This window comes from Kitasatospora sp. NPDC005751 (assembly GCF_040630835.1).
Classification (GTDB): domain Bacteria; phylum Actinomycetota; class Actinomycetes; order Streptomycetales; family Streptomycetaceae; genus Kitasatospora.
The window spans coordinates 37,576-55,352 of sequence record NZ_JBEXYC010000046.1; the positions used below are offsets into that span (position 1 = coordinate 37,576).

Sequence of the window (17,777 nt, forward strand, 5' to 3'; positions counted from 1 at the left end):
CCAGCAATGTAACGTTCCGTGACGACGGCCGCACGATCCTGTTGGCCCCGAGGCGCACGCCGCGTACCGGGCCCTGCTCGGCGCCGCCCCGGGCCCCGACCCGGACGGGCGTTCGACGTGAGGGAGTGGATCGGCCCGCTACTCGCGGCGGGCGGTGACGCCGCGAATGCCTGGCAGTGGCTGCTCCAGCTCCTGTTCTACCGCGAGTGCCGTGACGGCCCGCACCACCCGGCCGTCCGCCGACTGCGGCAGACCCTGGACACCCTCCAACCGCACCGCACCGCACCGCACCGCCAACGCCCCACGCCCCCCGGCACGAGTGCCGCTCCCTGGCCGCGGGCCCGTTGAGCTGGAGTGGGAAGTCGGCGGGTCCGACTTCCTGCGCGCGTGCAGCGTGAGTCGGGCGAGCAGCGTGGCCCGCTGGGGCGGCTCGCCTGGGCCGGGTATGACTTTCGGCAGATTCGGTGCTGCTGCCCGCCTCCTACTGTCGTAGCCGTGAGGGTGAACGGTGAGTGGTGGAGCAGGTGGAGCAGATGGCTCGACGGGGCGCTGCTGGTGGGTACGGCGGTGGCCGCGGGGGCGTGCGCGGTGAGCATCTGGTGGGCGCTGCCCGCGATCGCCACGGCGTTCCTGGCCGGGTGGCGGACGGATCGCGTGCGGTGGGCCGTGACGGTGCTGGCCGCGGTCGTGGCGGGCGGGGTGACGGTGGCACTGGCGGTACCGGCCTGGATGGTCCCGGGGACGTCCTTCCTCTCGCTGGTGGTCTGCGCGGGCATGGCGCCCTGGATGGCGGGCCGGTTCTGGCGGCAGTCCCAGGAACTGGTCCGGGCCGGCTGGGAGCGGGCGGAGCGGCTGGAGCGCGAGCAGCAACTGGTGGCGGAGCAGGCCCGGCTGCGGGAGCGGGCCCGGATCGCCCAGGACATGCACGACGCCCTCGGTCATGACCTGAGCCTGATCGCCCTGCGGGCCGGTGCCCTGAAGCTGGCACCCGACCTCGCCCCGGCGCACCGGGAGGCGGCCCAGGAGATCCGCAAGGGCGCCGGAGCGGCCGTGGAACGCCTTGCCGAGGTGATCGGCATCCTCCGGGAGGAGACGGACGCGGCGGGCGAGGCCGCCCGGGGCCCCGCCGACGCGGGGGTCGCCCACCTGGTGGAGGAGGCGGCCGCCGCCGGTCTGCACGTCCGCCTGACGATGACGGGCCCGGCGGACGCTCTGCCGCGCGCGGTGGAGCACGCCGTGTACCGGGTGACCCAGGAGGCGCTGACCAACGCGGCCAAGCACGCCCCTCAGGCGAGGGTCGGCGTGCGGGTCGCCCACACGCCGGAGGGCGTCCGCGTCCAGGTGGTGAACGGGCCGCCACCGGTGGGTCCTGCAGCAGCACCGGCAGCACCGGCAGCACCGAACGCGGGCGGCCGTGGGCTGATCGGTCTGGCCGAGCGGGTCAGACTGGCCGGCGGCACCTTCCGGTACGGGCCGCGCGCCGAGGGCGGCGGGTTCGAGGTGCTCGCCCAGCTGCCGCGCGCCGGCGCCGCCGTCACTCCGCCGCCCGGGCCCGCCCCGGTCTCCCCCATCCGTGAACTCAGCCGCGCCCGCCGCCGGGTGGGCCGGATGATGGCGGCGACCGTACTGGTGCCACTGGTCACCGTGCTGGCGCTGACCGCCGTCCTGCGGGGGTGGACGATCTACACCGCCGGCCGCGCCGTGCTGGAGCCGGCGGACTACGCGTCGCTGCGGATCGGTCAGGACCGGGCGACGGTCCAGCGGTTTCTGCCTGCCCATCAGTTTCCGTACCATCCGTCCGTGGGGAACCCGCCACCCCGGGGAGAAGGAGTGACGTGCGAGTACTACGCGATCACCGCCGAGCCGTTCGACGACGACCGTTCCGGCGATGCGTACCGGCTCTGCTTCCAACGGGACGTACTGATCTCCTTGGAAGCGTTGATCGCGTGAGCGCCGGATGAGCGGCGGCGAGCGGGCCGCCGCCGGTACACCGATCCGGGTGGTGATCGCCGACGACGAGCCGATGGTCCGGGCCGGCGTCCGCGCCGTGCTCACCACCGATCCGGGGATCGAGATCGTCGCCGAGACCGGGGACGGCCGGGAGGCCGTCGAGCTGGTCCGCCGCCACCGCCCCGATGTCGTGGTGCTGGACATCCGGATGCCCGGCACGGACGGCATCACCGCCGCCGCCGAGATCCGCCGCTCCGGCTCGACCACCGGGATCGTCATGCTGACGACCTTCGGCGAGGACGACTTCATCCTGCGGGCCCTCGGCGGTGGCGCCAACGGGTTCCTGATCAAGTCGGGTGAGCCGGAGGAACTGATCGCCGGGGTGCGGGCGGTGGCGGACGGCGCCGCCTACCTCTCACCCAAGGTGGCCGCGCGCGTGGTCGCCCACCTCGCCGCCACCGGAGCCGGCGGGCCGGCCGACCGCCGTTCCGCCGCGCTTGAACAGGTGGCCGCGCTGACCACCCGGGAGCGGGAGGTGCTGACGCTGATCGCCGCCGGACTGTCCAACGGGCAGATCGCCCGCCGGATCGGGGTGGTGGAGGGCACCGTGAAAGCCCATGTGAGCTCCGTCCTGGCGCGGCTCGGAGTGGCCAACCGGGCGGCCGCCGCCGTCCTCGCCCACGAGGCCGGCCTGACCACCGGCGGAACGTGCGCGGGCGGTCCGCGCGCCTGACGGCCGCGCCGCCGCCAGCGGGCCCAGCACCCGTATCCCGACCGGCGATGCCACCGCCGCCGTGGCGAGCGGCAGGAGCGCGACGACCACCGCCGCCGTGATCGCCCCGCCGAGAACGGCCCCGGCGACCACGTCGTGCGGATAGTGCACCCCGGCGGCCACCCGCAGCGCGGCCGTCGCGACCCCGACCGGGACGACCAACAGGGCCCAGCGCGGCCGCAGCAGGACCAGACCGGTCGCCAGGGCGGCGGCCAGGGTCGCGTGGTTGCTGGGGAAGGACCAGTCGCCCGGCGGCGGGCAGTGCGCGACGACGGGGTGTGCCGACAGGGCGTCGGGCAGCGCGTCGGGCAGGGCGCGGCAGGGCCGCTCCTCGTCGACACCGACCTTCAGCACCTCGCTCGCCCCGTAGGCGAGGACGGTACCGAGGCCGGTGAGCGCGACCCCCGCGACCGCGTCGGCGGCGCGTCGGCCCCGGGCCGTCCACCAGCAGAGCACCAGCAGCAGCCCGAGCACCAGCAACCCCGCCTCGCTGGCGGGCTCCAGCAGCGAGGCGAGCCGGTGCGGCGCGTCGACGACGACATCGGCCACCCGCCGGTAGCCGTCGGCGGACGCGCCGCCGGTCACCCGTACCGGCCCGCCGTGCCCGGCCCGCCCACCGCCTGTCGGTGCCAGCCACCCGACCACGGCGGTGCCCGCGCCGAGCACCGCCACCGCTACCGCCACCCGGGTGCCGGTCGCCCTGCTCGCCCCGACCCTTCCGGCCCCGACCGCGTCCGCCTCGACCGTCCTCGTCCTGACCGCTCTCTTCCTGGCCCTGTTCGTCATGGTCAGGACGGTAGGGGTGGCCGGGGGACCGGGGCCCGGGTCGAAAGGCAGAGGGAGACCTGGACGATCGTCGGGGTTGACGCCGCACGCGGGGTGAGCCGTTCGGGGCACGGTCCGCGCCGAGGGGGCCGGGCCGCCCTACCCTCGGGACACCGTCCGGCCGCTCGCGGGAAGGCGCCTCCGAACGCCTGCCGCCCCCACCCCGGAGACCAGCCATGCACCGTCGGACCGCCGTCGTCGTCGGCGCCCTGCTCGCCGTCCCGACGCTGGCCGCCTGCGGGGCCGACGGGCTGACGCCGGGCACGGCGGCCGTGCTGGACGGCCGGCGGATCCCGGTGGCGGCCGTCGAGGCCCGGGTCGCGGAGCTGCGCGAGGTGGCCGGCGGCGCCTCCGCGGACGCCCGCCGGCCGCCGGACGGACTGGTACGACGGGCCGTCGCGGACCTGGTGCTCGACGCGGTCGTCGCCCGCGCATTGGCCGACCGCGGGCTCGCGGTGGGCGGTGCGGAGGTGGCGGCGGCGCGGACGGCGGCGCAGGACCGGTACGGCGGTGCCGGCCCGCTCGCCCGCGTCCTGGCCGCCCGGGGTGTCGCCGGTCCCGGGGTCGACGACTACTTCCGTCGCGAGCTGAGCATCCGCCGCCTCGCCGCCGCCACGGGCCAGGACGCCGCCACCCCGGCGGGCGACCACACCGTCCGCCTCGCCCTGGCCGAAGCCGCCCTCCACCTGCGCGTCAACCCCCGCTACGGCACCTGGAACGCCGACCGGGTCGCCCTCCTCCCCGACACCCCGCCCTGGCTGGCCGGCTGACCCTCAGGCCCGACGAGCACAGGAAGTCGGACCGGCCGACTTCCCACTCCGCGCGCCGCGACCGGTACGCGCCCCTGCGGCCGCACGGGGCGGGCGGGGGCCCATGCCGGCTGGCCCTCAGGTTCGACGGCACGGGAAGTCGGACCGGTCGACTTCTCACTCCGTGCCGCGCGACCGGCCCGCGCCGCTGCGGCCGAACGGGAGGGGTGGGGACCCATGGGCCTGCCGCCGTCCTTCGACCGAGGGGGCGGAGCCGGACCGGCACCGGGGCCTGCCGCTGCCCCTCTGTGTCGGGTGCATCAGGCGGTGCGGGGCGGCGGGCCGGCACGTACCCCGAGGTCGTCTTCCGGGTCGGGCGGAGGGCGGTGGGGCGCGGCCGACACCCGGGCCAGCCTCGCCCTCGGGGGCGGGCGGAGTGCGGCGGTGGGGCCGGTCCGGTGCCGTGGTCCCGCCGCCTCGGGCGCTGGTGCCTGTCGCCCGTCGGGTCGGGCGGAGTGCGGTGCCGGACCCTGACCGGCACCCGCCCCCTGGCCGGGCGATACCCGGTACGCGGCCTGACCGGCACCCGGCCCCGCCGTCCCCCTGGCCGGGCGAAACGTGGAGGCGGGGGCTCACCGGGGCCGGGTAGGTTCGGGGTGTGACGAATCTTCCGGGCGCGAAGCTGATCCTGCTCACCACCACCCACCGGGTGGCTCCCGGCCTGCTGGCCTGGCCCGCCTGGGAGGCGCTGCGGTCGGCCGGGCGGGTGCTCGCCGGGGACGCCGCGCACCCGCAGCTGCCGGCGGTGCGGCAGGCGGGGGTCGAGGTGGAGGTGGTGGCGCCCGGTTCGGCGCCCGCGCTCGCCCGGCTGCTGACCGGACAGCCGGCCGCCTCGGGGCCGACGGTCTGGCTGGGCAGCCCGGACGGCGACCCCGGGCTCACCGACGCGCTGGCGCGCCTCGCGGTCGAGCACGCGGGCGAGGTGCCCGAGATCGAGGTGCTGCCCGGTTCGTACGACCTGCCGGGCGCGCGGCTGCTGGACCTGGTCTCGGTGATGGACCGCCTTCGCTCGCCCGGCGGCTGCCCCTGGGACGCCGAGCAGACCCACGCCAGCCTGGTGAAGTACCTGGTGGAGGAGTCCTTCGAACTGGTCGAGGCGATCGAGGAGGGGGACCGCGACACGCTCCGCGAGGAGCTGGGCGACGTCCTGCTCCAGGTCTTCTTCCACTCCCGGATCGCCGAGGAGCACCCCACCGACGCGTTCTCCATCGACGACGTGGCGGGTGACATCGTCGAGAAGCTGATGTACCGCCACCCGCACGTGTTCGGGGACGTCGAGGCCGAGGGCGCCGCCGAGGTGGAGGCGAACTGGGAGGCGCTGAAGGCCGCCGAGAAGTCGGAGCGCGAGTCGGTGCTGGACGGCGTGCCGGCCGGTCTTCCCGCGCTGGCGTACGCGGCGAAGCTGGTGTCCCGGGTGCGCCGGGCGGGCTTCACCGGTGTGCCGGACGCGGCCTACGAGCTGCCCGCGGAGCTCACGGCGGAGTCGGCGGGCCGGCTGCTGCTCGCGGTGGCGCAGCGGGCGTTCGACGCGGGGGTGGACGTGGACGCCGCGCTCCGGGCGGCCGCGCGCGGCTACCGGGACGCCGTGCGCGCCGCCGAGGGGCTCAAGCCCGAGTAGCCCCGAGCGGCCTCCGGAGCACGCCCGAGACCCGCGCCCGGGCACGCCCGGGCCGAGACCCGCGCCCGGGCACGCCCGCACCGCGACCGCCGCCCGGGCACGCCGCCCGCGCCGCGACCCGCCGCGCCCCCCGTCAGACCGCCGCCACGTCCTCCACCGCCCGGCGCTGCACCGGGACCACCTCGTCGACGACCTCGGCGATCGCCTCGCCGACCAGGGCGAGCAGTTCGGCCAGCCGCTCCAGGTCGAGGTGGTCCGGCAGCTCGGCGAGGGAGAGGACGCGCTCGCCGCCCGGCCCGGCGACGCAGAACAGGTCGATCGGGCCGAGGTGCTTCTCGGTGGTGTCGACCAGGGCGGCGATGTCGCTCGGGCGGCGGATGTCGCCGCAGACGCCGACGACCGGGCAGCCCGGCCGGTCGAGTTCGGTGGCGAGGTCCTCGGCGATGCCGACCTGCTGGTCGGCGATGAGGACGCCGGAGGCGCCCGCGGCGGTGAACCGGCGGGCGAGGCCGGCTCCCGACCCGCCGGCGAGTACGGCGATGACCACGACTGCCCCGGTGACCCGCATGGTGCGCTCCTCCCTGTGGGCGGCTCCGCACCGGCGCCCACGCATTTTGCTTGCGGAGGATCGTAGGCAGGTCCTGACCCTCCGCAACAGGGATTACCCCTCAGGTGACCAGGCTCACGCCTGCCACGCCGGGGTTCCCCACCGGATACGGTCGACACATGCCAGTTCAGCCCGATTCAGCCCGCCCGCCGCTCTTCACCTGGGAGTTCGCCGCCGACCCGTACCCGGCGTACGCGTGGCTGCGGGAGCACGAACCGGTGCACCGCACCACCCTGCCGAGCGGGGTCGAGGCCTGGCTGGTGACCAGGTACGCGGACGCCCGGCAGGCGCTCGCCGACAGCCGGCTCTCGAAGGACCCGGCCCACCACAGCGGGCACGCCCACCGCAGCGGCCGGGTCGGCATCCCCGGCGAGCGCCAGGCCAATCTGATGACCCACCTGCTGAACATCGACCCGCCGGACCACACCCGGCTGCGCCGGCTGGTCTCGAAGGCGTTCACGCCGCGCCGGGTGGCGGAGTTCGAGCCCCGGGTGCAGCAGCTCACCGACCGGCTGATCGACGGCTTCGCGGAGCGCGGCTCGGCGGACCTGATCCACGAGTTCGCCTTCCCGCTGCCGATCTACGCGATCTGCGACCTGCTCGGCGTGCCGGCCGAGGACCAGGACGACTTCCGGGACTGGGCGGGCATGATGATCCGCCATGGCAGCGGGCAGCGCGGCGGGGTGGGACGCGCCGTCAAGCGGATGCGCGCCTACCTGGCGGAGCTGATCCACCGCAAGCGGGCCGATCCCGGCGACGACCTCATCTCGGGGCTGATCCGGGCCAGCGACCACGGTGAGCACCTGACCGAGAACGAGGCCGCGGCGATGGCCTTCATCCTCCTCTTCGCCGGGTTCGAGACGACCGTAAACCTGATCGGCAACGGCACCTACGCCCTGCTGCGCAACCCCGGGCAGCGGGCGCTGCTCCAGGACTCGATCGCCCGCGGCGAGACCGCGCTGCTGGAGACCGGTATCGAGGAACTCCTGCGCTACGACGGGCCGGTGGAGCTCGCCACCTGGCGGTTCGCGACCAGCCCGCTGACCATCGGCGGCGTGGACATCCCGGTCGGCGATCCGGTGCTGGTGGTGCTCGCGGCGGCGGACCGGGACCCGGCACGGTTCGCCGACGAGAACACCCTCGACCTGGCCCGGACGGACAACCCGCACCTCGGCTTCGGGCACGGCATCCACTACTGCATCGGTGCTCCGCTGGCCCGGTTGGAGGGGCGCGCGGCGCTCACCACCCTGCTCACCCGGTTGCCCGATCTGCGACTCGCCGCTAGCCCGGAGGAGCTCCGCTGGCGCGGTGGCCTGATCATGCGTGGACTGCGCGATCTCCCGGTGGAATTCACCCCAGAGAAGCCCTCCGCAGCACCGGTGGACGGGCTCTGAGCAAATCCGTCCGGCGCCCCCCGGCGGTGTCTCGATCTCGTCGCGCCGAGACCCCGACACGCTGACGGGATGTCGCCGACACGCCCTGGCAGCGGGTATGAATCAGCATCAAACCGGACATAGCCCTGTCGTTGGTAGGCGATCGGCCACGCGCCGTAATTTATGTGTGATACCTGCGATATGAGCTTGTTATTGATGTGAGGATCTGTCTACCCTCCCTGGAGTTCGCAGCTGCGGACCTCGTGCGCGGAACGCCGAATCCTGCCCGCCGCGTTACGGGAAACCGACCAGAACCCTTGGGCAGGGGCGGGGGAACCAGGTTTGTTGCCGTCCCCCACGGCTTGGGGTGAAGCCGCCCGCGCGGGCAGAAGGCGTCCGCGTCGTGCGGCCGGGCCACCTCCCGGTCCGAACCCGACAGCTCACCTCGCAGGCGTGCGGAGAGGACTTCCCCATGCTCTTCGTCGGAACCGGCCGTCACCGTCGTCGCACCCAGACCGAGAAGGCCATCGCCGTTGCCGGCGTGGCCGGTGTCGGACTCGCCCTGCCGCTCCTCACCGCCACCGGCGCCTCGGCCGCCCCGGCCTCGACCTGGGACGCGGTCGCCCAGTGCGAGAGCGGCGGCAACTGGGGCATCAACACCGGCAACGGCTTCTACGGCGGCCTCCAGTTCACCTCCAGCACCTGGAAGGCGTTCGGCGGCACCTCGTACGCGCCGCAGGCCCACCAGGCCAGCCGGGCGCAGCAGATCTCGGTCGCCGAGAAGGTCCTCGCCTCGCAGGGGCCGGGCGCCTGGCCGGTCTGCTCCCAGAAGGCGGGCCTGGCCAAGGGTGGGGCCGCGGCCTCGGTCGACACCTCCTCGGACGCCGAGCCGACGGCCGCCGCCAAGCCGGCCCAGTCGAAGCCCGCGCAGAAGCCGGCGCAGAAGCCCGCCCAGAAGCCGGCCCAGCAGCCGGCCCCGAAGCCCGCCGCCCAGCAGCCCGCCCAGCAGGACGACCGGGCTCCGGGCTTCGCCGGCCAGCCCGGCTGGGACGCCGACGCGAAGGTCTTCTGGTACCAGAGCGACGGCGCCTGGTACTGGACCAGCCACCAGAGCGTCTACCAGCAGTACGCCGGTCAGCAGGCCGCCCAGCAGACGAGCGGGTACGCGGGCCAGGACAGCCGCCCCGCCGCCGCCCACGGCGCCCCGGCCGCGGCCGCTCCCGCCGCCCAGCAGCGCACCGGGCACGGCTACACCGTCCAGTCCGGTGACACCCTGTCGACGATCGCCGCCGCCCAGGGCGTCGAGGGCGGCTGGCAGACGCTGTACGACGGCAACCGCGGCACCGTCGGCACCGACCCCAACCTGATCCTCCCGGGCCAGCAGCTCGACCTCGGCTGACCGCCCGTGTGGTGACTCCCCGTGCGGTGACGCCACGAAGGGGGCCGGCTCGGCCCCCTTCGTCCGCATCCGGCCGCATTTCGTGGGACAACCAGGTGAACTACCGGTGGGTAGCCCGGCCACACGCTGAGACGGGACCGAGGTCGACGTGGTCCCGGGAGCCCGTGCGGTTAGGCTCTGGTCGTAACGACTCCGCAACCATCCGGCCGACAGCACCCATCGTCAGCCGAACCTGCTTCCGCTAGGAGATGCCTCGTGCCGTCCATCGATGTCGTCGTAGCCCGTGAGATTCTCGACTCGCGTGGCAACCCCACGGTCGAGGTCGAGGTCGGCCTCGACGACGGCAGCACCGGCCGTGCCGCTGTCCCGTCGGGTGCCTCCACCGGTGCCTTCGAGGCGCTGGAGCTTCGCGACGGTGACAAGAACCGCTACTTCGGCAAGGGCGTGGAGAAGGCCGTCCTGGCCGTCATCGAGCAGATCGGCCCCGAGCTGGTCGGCTACGACGCCACCGAGCAGCGCCTGATCGACCAGGCCATGCTCGACCTGGACGCCACGCCGGACAAGTCCTCGCTCGGCGCCAACGCGATCCTGGGCGTCTCGCTCGCCGTGGCGCACGCCGCCTCCGAGGCCAGCGACCTGCCGCTGTTCCGCTACCTGGGCGGCCCGAACGCCCACGTCCTGCCCGTCCCGATGATGAACATCCTCAACGGTGGCTCGCACGCGGACTCCAACGTCGACATCCAGGAGTTCATGATCGCTCCGATCGGCGCGGAGTCCTTCTCCGAGGCCGTCCGCTGGGGCGTCGAGGTCTACCACACCCTCAAGGGCGTGCTGAAGGAGCGCGGCCTGTCCACCGGCCTCGGCGACGAGGGCGGCTTCGCGCCGAACCTGGACAGCAACCGCGAGGCCCTGGACCTCATCACCGAGGCCATCCAGAAGGCCGGTTACGTGCCCGGCCGGGACATCGCGCTCGCCCTGGACGTCGCCGCCTCCGAGTTCTACCAGGACGGTGCCTACCAGTTCGAGGGCAAGGCGCTCTCCGCCGCCGAGCTCATCGAGTACTACGCCGAGCTCGTCGCCGCGTACCCGCTGGTCTCCATCGAGGACCCGCTGGACGAGTCGGACTGGGACGGCTGGAAGGCCATGACCGTCAAGCTGGGCGACAAGGTCCAGCTGGTCGGCGACGACCTGTTCGTCACCAACCCGGCCCGCCTGGCCAAGGGCATCGAGACCGGCACCGCCAACGCGCTGCTGGTCAAGGTGAACCAGATCGGCTCGCTGACCGAGACCCTGGACGCCGTCGAGCTGGCCCAGCGCAACGGCTACCGCTGCATGATGTCGCACCGCTCCGGTGAGACCGAGGACGTCACCATCGCCGACCTCGCCGTCGCCACCAACTGCGGCCAGATCAAGACCGGCGCCCCGGCCCGCTCCGAGCGCGTCGCCAAGTACAACCAGCTGCTGCGCATCGAGGAGATCCTCGACGACGCGGCCGAGTACGCCGGCCGCGGCGCGTTCCCGCGCTTCCGCTCCGCCGAGTAGTGACCGCGCGGCCGAGCAGTCGTCGGCCCGGGCCCGTCACGAGGGCCGATCGCGCCCAGTAGCGCAAGCCTGACCGGTGCCCCGCCGTTCACCCCGTAGGGTGGACGGCGGGGCACCGTCGCGATCAGGAGGGGACACGGGAGATGGCAGGCTGGAGGATCCCGGGCTTTGCCGCCCGGCCTCGCTTCACGAGCCGGGCGACCGTCCTCGTCCTGGTGCTCTGCTCCCTGGTCGCGATCCTGGCCTACCCGACCAGGCAGTTCATCTCCCAGCGTTCCGAGATCTCCGCCCAGCGGGCGAAGGCCGAGCATGCCCGGCAACAGGTCGAGCAGCTGCGCCGGGAGAAGACCCGCTGGCAGGACCCGGAGTACGTCAAGGCGCAGGCCCGCAGCCGGCTGCACTACGCGATGCCGGGGGAGACCCCGTACATCGCGGTGGATCCGGCGGGCCGGGGCGCCACCCAGACCTCCGCCGTCCCGCCCGCCCCCTCCGACGGCGCGGCCAAGGCCGCCAAGCCCTGGTACGCGAGCGTCTGGGACTCGGTGGACGCCGCCGACACCGCCGCTCTCGCCCCGCCCTCTTCACCCGCCCCTGCCCCTGCTGGAGCCAGCTCCCCCCATGACCACTGAGAACCACCCCTCTGTCTCCGACACCGACGTCGCGGCCATCGCCGCACAGCTCGGCCGGGTCCCGCGCGGCCTGCGCTCGGTGGCGCACCGCTGCCCCTGCGGCAACCCGGACGTCGTGGAGACGGCCCCCCGGCTCGCGGACGGCACGCCGTTCCCGACGCTCTACTACCTGACCTGCCCCAAGGCCGCCTCGCTGATCGGCACGCTGGAGGCGGACGGCGTGATGAAGGAGCAGACCGCCCGGCTCGCCGAGGACCCGGAGCTGGCCGCCGCCTACCAGAAGGCGCACGAGGACTACATCGCGCGCCGCGACGCCATCGAGGTGCTGGAGGGCTTCCCCAGCGCCGGCGGCATGCCGGACCGGGTGAAGTGCCTGCACGTGCTGGTCGGCCACTCGCTGGCGGCCGGCGAGGGCGTCAACCCGCTCGGCGACGAGGCGATCGGCATGCTGGAGGACTGGTGGGCCAAGGGCCCCTGCGTCTCCCCCGACGAGGTCGAGGCCGCCGGCGAGCGGGTCGCGAGGAACCGCGCCAAGCAGCAGGACCACGAGGCCGTGATCGCCGCCAAGCAGCAGAAGGCCGCCGAACGCGCCGCCAAGCGGGCCGCGCAGGAGAATGCCGAGGAGCCCGACGCATGAGTGTCACCCGGGTCGCCGCGATCGACTGCGGTACCAACTCGATCCGCCTGCTGGTCGCCGACCTCGATCCGGAGACCGGGGCGATCACCGACCTCGACCGCCGGATGGTGATCAACCGGCTGGGTCAGGGAGTGGACCGGACCGGCCGGCTGCACCCGGACGCGCTGGCCCGCACCTTCGCGGCCTGCCGCGAGTACGCCGAGGTGATCGCCGGCTTCGGGGTGGCCCCGGAGCGGATCCGCTTCGTGGCCACCAGCGCCTCGCGGGACGCCGAGAACAGTGACGAGTACGCCAAGGGCGTGCGCGACATCCTGGGCGTCGGGCCCGAGGTGGTGAGCGGCGAGGAGGAGGCGCACCTCTCCTTCGTCGGCGCCACCAAGGAGCTCACCGGCGGACAGTTCCCGGCGCCGTACCTGGTCTTCGACCTCGGCGGCGGCTCCACCGAGTTCGTGCTCGGCGCCGAGGACGTCCGGGCCGCCCGCTCGGTCGACATCGGCTGTGTCCGGCTGACCGAGCGGCACTTCGGCGGCGCCGAGCTGCCCTCGGCGGAGCAGGTCGCCGAGGCGCGGGCGCACGTCCGGGCCGAGCTGGACAAGGCCGAGGAGGTCGTCCCGCTGACCGGTGCGGCGACGCTGGTCGGTCTGGCCGGGACGGTCACCACGGTGTCGGCGATCGTCCAGGACCTGCCCGGGTACGACTCCGAGCGGATCCACCACTCGCGGATCACCCGCGAGGACGTGGCCCGGATCGCTTCCGAGCTGCTCGCCGCCACCCACGCCGAGCGTGCGGCCATCCCGTCGATGCACCCGGGCCGGGTGGACGTCATCGCGGCCGGCGCGCTGGAGCTGCTGGAGATCATGGAGCGGACCGGCGCCGCCGAGCTGGTCGTGAGCGAGCACGACATCCTGGACGGCATCGCCTGGAGTATCGCCTCCTAGCCCGGTGCGAGGCTTACCGCCCCGGCCCCGGAACCCCTTCGGGGGGTCCGGGGCCGGGGCGCGCCCGGGGCCCTGCGAGAAAGTTCGTGAATTTCTTCACATGGCGATCCAGCCATTCGTCGCGCTGACCGGTCCGCTACGTCCGAAATGTGGGACCGAAGGCCTGTCCGTCGTGTCGCCCGCTGGATCGCAGGTGACGCCCCCGTGCGGGTTTGAAAATCGAAATCACGCGCGGGAACCCAGGCGTGCCATGGATCGTTGCTGCTCAGCAGGGCCGTTCGGGTCCATAGCCTCACGGGGAGGCGGGGAGGGCTGTGAGACAGCTCCCCGGGGCCGAGAAAGTGGCCGCGAAGTGTAGCACAGGGTGTCCAGGAGCTTGTGACCGGCCTCACGAAGGCTGCTCCGGACGGTGCTGGATACTTTCGGATATGAGCACCACGGAGCGTCCTCGCATCCTCATTGTCGGCGGTGGTTACGTCGGCCTGTATGCCGCGATGCGCATCCTCAAGAAGATGCGCTATGGCGAAGCGACCGTCACGGTCGTCGACCCGCGGTCGTACATGACGTACCTGCCCTTCCTCCCCGAGGCGGCCGGCGGCAACGTCGCGCCCCGCAACCTCGTCGCGCCGCTGCGCAGCGCCCTCAAGAAGGCGGAGGTGCTCACCGGTGCTGTCACCGGTGTGGACCACGCCCGCAAGGTCGCCACCATCCAGCCGGCGGCCGGCGACTCGTACGAGCTGCCCTTCGAGTACCTGGTCGTCGCGACCGGCTCGGTCTCCCGGACCTTCCCGATCCCGGGTCTGGCGGAGCACGGCATCGGCATGAAGACGGTCGAGGAGGCCATCAGCCTCCGGAACCACGTCATGGCGCAGCTGGACAAGGCCGAGTCCACCACGGACGAGGCGATCCGCCGCAAGGCGCTGACCTTCGTCGTCGTCGGCGGTGGCTTCGCCGGTGTCGAGACGATCGCCGAGATCGAGGACATGGCGCGCGACGCCGCCAAGATCTACAAGACCGTCAGCCGTGACGACATGCGCTTCATCCTGGTGGAGGCGGCCAACCGCATCCTCCCGGAGATGGGCCCGGACCTCGGTCTGTGGACCAAGGAGAAGCTCGAAGAGCGCAACATCGAGATCTACATCGAGACCTCGATGGACTCCTGCGTCGACCAGCACGTCGTGCTGAAGAACGGCGTCGAGGCGGACGCCTCCACCATCGTGTGGACGGCGGGCGTCAAGCCCAACCCGGTGCTGGCCAACTTCGGCCTCCCGCTGGGCCCGCGCGGCCACGTGGACACCGCCCCGACCCTGCAGGTCAAGGGCTTCGACTACGTCTGGTCCGCCGGCGACAACGCCCAGGTGCCGGACCTCGCCGCGGGCGAGGGCGCCTGGTGCCCGCCGAACGCGCAGCACGCCGTCCGGCAGGCCGCCGTCCTCGGCGACAACGTGATCTCGGGCATGCGCGGCTTCCCGCAGGCCGAGTACAAGCACAAGAACCTCGGTGCGGTGGCCGGTCTCGGCCTGCACAAGGGTGTGGCGATCCTCTTCGGCAAGTACAAGCTGAAGGGCCGTCCGGCCTGGTGGTTCCACCGCCTGTACCACGGCGCCATGGTCCCGACCATGAACCGCAAGGTCCGCGTCTTCACCGACTGGACGCTGGCGGTCTTCCTGAAGCGCGAGGCCGTCGGCCTGGCCCAGATGGAGAAGCCGTTCGAGGCGTTCCAGGAGGCCGCGGCGCCCGCGCCGAAGCCGGTCGAGGCCGCCAAGCCGGCCGCCGACAAGGAACTCGCCAGCAGCAAGTAAGCGACTGAGATCCCGGTGTGGGAGCACCGGGAAATGAGTCGGAGGCCCTCCGCCCGGCAGCGTCGCCGGACCACGACCTCCGTGGTGCTCAGCCGGCCGTGCGACCGGGCGGAGTACAGAAGTAGCGAAAGACCCCCACCGAACCCTCCGGTGGGGGTCTTTCCGTGTCCGGCGCCGGTGCGGTGCCCGGCGCCGGTGGGTCAGTCGGTCTTGATGCTCTCCAGGATGTCCAGCTTGGACGCCCGGCGGGCCGGCCAGATCGCGGCCACCAGGCCGACCAGGCCGGCGAGCACGAGGAAGAGCAGCAGCTGGCCGTAGGGGAGCGCCGTGGTCAGGCCCGCCATGCTGGACTTCAGGGTGCCGAGGATCCCCCAGGCCGTGTAGCAGCCGAGCAGCACGCCGATGCCGGCACCGAAGACCGAGATCACCACCGACTCCAGGCGGACCATCCGCTTGATGCCGCTGCGGTCCAGGCCGATCGCCCGCAGCATCCCGATCTCGCGCTTGCGCTCGAAGACCGACATGGCCAGCGTGTTGACCACACCGAGGACCGCGACCAGCACGGACATCGCCAGCAGGCCGTACATCATGTTCAGCGCGATGGTGATGATCTGGCTGAAGTCGTCGCGGACGTCCTGCTTGGACTTGACCTCGATCACCGGGTTGGCGCCGGTGGCGTCCTTGAGCGCCTTCTTGAGCGAGTCGGTGGCACCGTCGGCGCCCTTGACCAGGACGTCGCTGATGTACGGCGTGGGCTCGTGCTTGACGATCTCGCTGTTGGCCAGCACCACCGGGCCGAGCATGCCGCCCGACTCGTAGACACCGCCGACGGTCAGCCGGCCCGTGGACTGGTCCGGGTAGGTGACGGTCAGGGTCGAGCCGGTGGTGACGTTGTTCTTCTTGGCGACGTCCGTGTCGATCAGGGCCTGGCCCTGGGCGAAGCCCGCGGTGGATCCGCTGGTCAGCTTGACGGAGACGAGCTGGTCGAAGCTGTCCGCGTCCAGGCCGCTGATCGACTTGTTCGTGCCGTTCAGGTCCCAGTAGACGGTGGTGAGCGGCGAGGAGGCCGTCACTCCGGCGGTCTTGGCGACCTCGGCGGGGACCTTCGGCGACAGGCTCATGTCGTTCGCGGTCGAGATCAGGTAGTCGGCCTTCATCGAGCTGGTGACGGCCTTGTCGAGGGCTCCGCCGACCGAGGCGCCGATCACCGTCAGGCCGGTGACCAGGGTCAGACCGATGGTGAGGGCGGCGGCGGTGGCGGCGGTGCGGCGCGGGTTGCGCACCGCGTTCTGCCGGGCGAGCTTGCCGGGCGTACCGGCCAGCTTGCCGAGCACCGGGCCGACCAGGGCGATCACCGGCCGGGAGAGCAGCGGCAGCAGGATGAAGACGCCGATCAGGGCGAGCCCGGCGCCGAGGGCGACCGGTGCGCGGCCGTCGCCGTTGCCGGTGGAGGCGCCGTAGGCGACCAGCGCGCCACCGCCCGCGGTGAGGATCGATCCGATGATGTTGCGGACCAGCAGGCTCTTCTGACTGGTCGGCTGGTCGCCGCTGCTCATCGCGGCCACCGGGGCGATCCGCGAGGCGCGGAGCCCGGGCAGCAGCGCGGAGAGGACGGTGACCAGGACGCCGACCACCAGGGTGACCATCACGGTCAGCGGCTTGACCACCAGCGCGCCGGTGGGCAGGCCGTCGTTCAGCGAGTGGACGGCGGACTGCAGCCCGGCGCCGATCGCGATGCCGACCACCAGGCCGGCCGCGGCCGAGAGGGCGCCGATCACCAGGGCCTCGATCAGCACGGACAGGGTGACCTGCTTGCGGCTGGCGCCGATCGCCCGCAGCAGGGCGAGCTCCTTGGTGCGCTGGGCGACCAGCATGGTGAAGGTGTTGGCGATGATGAAGATGCCGACGAAGAGTGAGATCCCGGCGAAGGCGAGCAGCATGGTCCGCATGCCGTCGGTGCTGCTCGTGATCATCTTCTGCTCGTCGTCCTTGAGCTGCTGACCGGTCTCGGCGTCGAACTGCCGGCCGGCCGGGAGCTTCTGCTGGGCCTCGGCGAGCAGCGCGGCCTCCGTGGTGCCGGGCTTGGCGGCGAGTACGACGCTGCTGTAGCGGCCCGGCTCCAGCAGCAGCTGCTGGGCGGTGGCGCGGTCGAACAGGGTGAGCGTGCCGCCGGTGTTCACCACCGGGTCGTCGGTGGTGAAGACGCCGGTGAGCTTCGCCTCGGCGACCGGGCCGTTGGAGGCGATCCGGACGGTGTCGCCGACCTTGTAGCCGCCCTTCTCGGCGGTCCTGCGGTCGAGGGCGATCTCCTGGGCCTTCTTCGGTCCCTGACCCTCCGCCATCGGGTAGCGGACGTCCTTGCCGTCCGCGCCGGGCGCGAAGTTGGCGCCCTTGGCGGTCCAGGCCTGGCCGATCAGGTCGCCGCTCCGGTCGGCGACGCCGGTGAAGCCGCTGACCACGCCGCGGGCCGAGGCGGCCCCGGGGAGCGCGCCGAGTTGCTGGACGGTGGCGTCGGTCAGGGTGGCCGCGCTCGTCTCGCTCTTCTCCCGGGCGGAGGCGGAGGAGCCGGCCGACCGGTCGACGATCTGGACCGACACGTCGGAGTAGCTCTTGGAGTTGCTGTCCTGCATGGCCTTGCCGAAGGTGTCGGAGAAGACCATGGTGCCGGCGACGAAGGCGGTGCCGAGCATGACGGCGAGGGCCGTCATCAGGAGTCGGCCCTTGTGGGCCAGCACGTTGCGCAGTGCGGTGCGGTACATGGGGTGTCCTGAACTCTGCGGAGGGGCGGGCTGCTGTCGGCGGGGGGTCAGCTGGTGCGGCCCTTGGCGTCGAAGCGGCGCATGCGGTCCAGGACGGTGTCGGCGGTGGGGCCGGCG

Annotated in this window: 15 protein-coding genes, 1 pseudogene and 1 riboswitch; of the genes and pseudogenes, 13 read left to right on the plus strand and 3 right to left on the minus strand. The window is 73.1% G+C overall.

All coding sequences use genetic code 11. The features are described 5' to 3' along the window. Window positions 1–117 precede the first annotated feature (117 nt). The 3 genes from ABZ497_RS28425 (at window position 118) to ABZ497_RS28435 (ending at window position 2,683) form a co-directional block, all read left to right on the plus strand. Window positions 118–348: a hypothetical protein gene (locus ABZ497_RS28425; protein WP_359809263.1), complete on the plus strand. Its 231-nt coding sequence runs from the start codon at window positions 118–120 to the stop codon at window positions 346–348. A gap of 147 nt (window positions 349–495) precedes the next feature. Then, the gene (locus ABZ497_RS28430) at window positions 496–1,950 is read left to right on the plus strand and encodes a histidine kinase (protein ID WP_359809265.1); all 1,455 of its coding nucleotides are present in this window, start codon (window positions 496–498) and stop codon (window positions 1,948–1,950) included. 7 nt (window positions 1,951–1,957) lie between these two features. Beyond that, complete coding sequence (locus tag ABZ497_RS28435; RefSeq protein WP_359809267.1) at window positions 1,958–2,683, plus strand: response regulator transcription factor; 726 nt, start codon at window positions 1,958–1,960, stop codon at window positions 2,681–2,683. Window positions 2,684–2,776: 93 nt separating this feature from the next. On the opposite strand, the pseudogene ABZ497_RS28440 reads toward ABZ497_RS28435, so the two are convergent. Beyond that, window positions 2,777–3,178: pseudogene (locus ABZ497_RS28440) on the minus strand (phosphatase PAP2 family protein); the annotation flags it as partial. Here ABZ497_RS28440 and ABZ497_RS28445 point away from each other — a divergent pair. The 3 genes from ABZ497_RS28445 to ABZ497_RS28455 all read left to right on the plus strand — a co-directional run bounded on the left by ABZ497_RS28445 (window position 3,114) and on the right by ABZ497_RS28455 (window position 5,974). Beyond that, on the plus strand, window positions 3,114–3,281 hold the full coding sequence (locus tag ABZ497_RS28445; protein ID WP_329492413.1) for a hypothetical protein: 168 nt from the start codon (window positions 3,114–3,116) through the stop codon (window positions 3,279–3,281). The pseudogene ABZ497_RS28440 and the gene ABZ497_RS28445 overlap by 65 nt on opposite strands. A gap of 442 nt (window positions 3,282–3,723) precedes the next feature. Then, window positions 3,724–4,317: a hypothetical protein gene (locus ABZ497_RS28450; RefSeq protein ID WP_359809269.1), complete on the plus strand. Its 594-nt coding sequence runs from the start codon at window positions 3,724–3,726 to the stop codon at window positions 4,315–4,317. A 637-nt stretch (window positions 4,318–4,954) separates the two neighbouring features. Next, a complete protein-coding gene (locus tag ABZ497_RS28455; RefSeq protein ID WP_329489339.1) occupies window positions 4,955–5,974 on the plus strand; it encodes a MazG family protein in 1,020 nt (339 codons plus the stop codon). Window positions 5,975–6,107: 133 nt separating this feature from the next. Here ABZ497_RS28455 and ABZ497_RS28460 read toward each other — a convergent pair whose 3' ends face one another. After that, a complete protein-coding gene (locus tag ABZ497_RS28460) occupies window positions 6,108–6,542 on the minus strand; it encodes an SDR family NAD(P)-dependent oxidoreductase (RefSeq protein WP_359809271.1) in 435 nt (144 codons plus the stop codon). 158 nt (window positions 6,543–6,700) lie between these two features. Between ABZ497_RS28460 and ABZ497_RS28465 the strand changes: the two genes are divergently transcribed. The 7 genes from ABZ497_RS28465 to ABZ497_RS28495 all read left to right on the plus strand — a co-directional run bounded on the left by ABZ497_RS28465 (window position 6,701) and on the right by ABZ497_RS28495 (window position 14,901). Further along, window positions 6,701–7,975: a cytochrome P450 gene (locus ABZ497_RS28465; RefSeq protein ID WP_329489341.1), complete on the plus strand. Its 1,275-nt coding sequence runs from the start codon at window positions 6,701–6,703 to the stop codon at window positions 7,973–7,975. A 274-nt stretch (window positions 7,976–8,249) separates the two neighbouring features. Beyond that, window positions 8,250–8,422: riboswitch (cyclic di-AMP (ydaO/yuaA leader) on the plus strand. A 4-nt stretch (window positions 8,423–8,426) separates the two neighbouring features. After that, the gene (locus tag ABZ497_RS28470; RefSeq protein WP_359809273.1) at window positions 8,427–9,353 is read left to right on the plus strand and encodes a transglycosylase family protein; all 927 of its coding nucleotides are present in this window, start codon (window positions 8,427–8,429) and stop codon (window positions 9,351–9,353) included. Between the two features lie 255 nt (window positions 9,354–9,608). Then, the gene (eno, locus tag ABZ497_RS28475; protein WP_329489343.1) at window positions 9,609–10,895 is read left to right on the plus strand and encodes a phosphopyruvate hydratase; all 1,287 of its coding nucleotides are present in this window, start codon (window positions 9,609–9,611) and stop codon (window positions 10,893–10,895) included. A 143-nt stretch (window positions 10,896–11,038) separates the two neighbouring features. Then, a complete protein-coding gene (locus ABZ497_RS28480; RefSeq protein ID WP_359809275.1) occupies window positions 11,039–11,524 on the plus strand; it encodes a septum formation initiator family protein in 486 nt (161 codons plus the stop codon). Further along, complete coding sequence (locus tag ABZ497_RS28485; protein ID WP_329489345.1) at window positions 11,514–12,161, plus strand: DUF501 domain-containing protein; 648 nt, start codon at window positions 11,514–11,516, stop codon at window positions 12,159–12,161. The genes ABZ497_RS28480 and ABZ497_RS28485 overlap by 11 nt, the downstream gene beginning before the upstream one ends. Then, the gene (locus ABZ497_RS28490) at window positions 12,158–13,099 is read left to right on the plus strand and encodes a Ppx/GppA phosphatase family protein (protein ID WP_329489346.1); all 942 of its coding nucleotides are present in this window, start codon (window positions 12,158–12,160) and stop codon (window positions 13,097–13,099) included. The genes ABZ497_RS28485 and ABZ497_RS28490 overlap by 4 nt, the downstream gene beginning before the upstream one ends. A 428-nt stretch (window positions 13,100–13,527) precedes the next feature. Further along, on the plus strand, window positions 13,528–14,901 hold the full coding sequence (locus ABZ497_RS28495) for an FAD-dependent oxidoreductase (protein ID WP_329489347.1): 1,374 nt from the start codon (window positions 13,528–13,530) through the stop codon (window positions 14,899–14,901). 200 nt (window positions 14,902–15,101) lie between these two features. Here the strand turns inward: ABZ497_RS28495 and ABZ497_RS28500 are convergent, their stop codons facing one another. Beyond that, window positions 15,102–17,660, minus strand: a complete 2,559-nt coding sequence (locus tag ABZ497_RS28500) for an FtsX-like permease family protein (protein ID WP_359809277.1) — start codon at window positions 17,658–17,660, stop codon at window positions 15,102–15,104. Window positions 17,661–17,777: the final 117 nt, after the last annotated feature.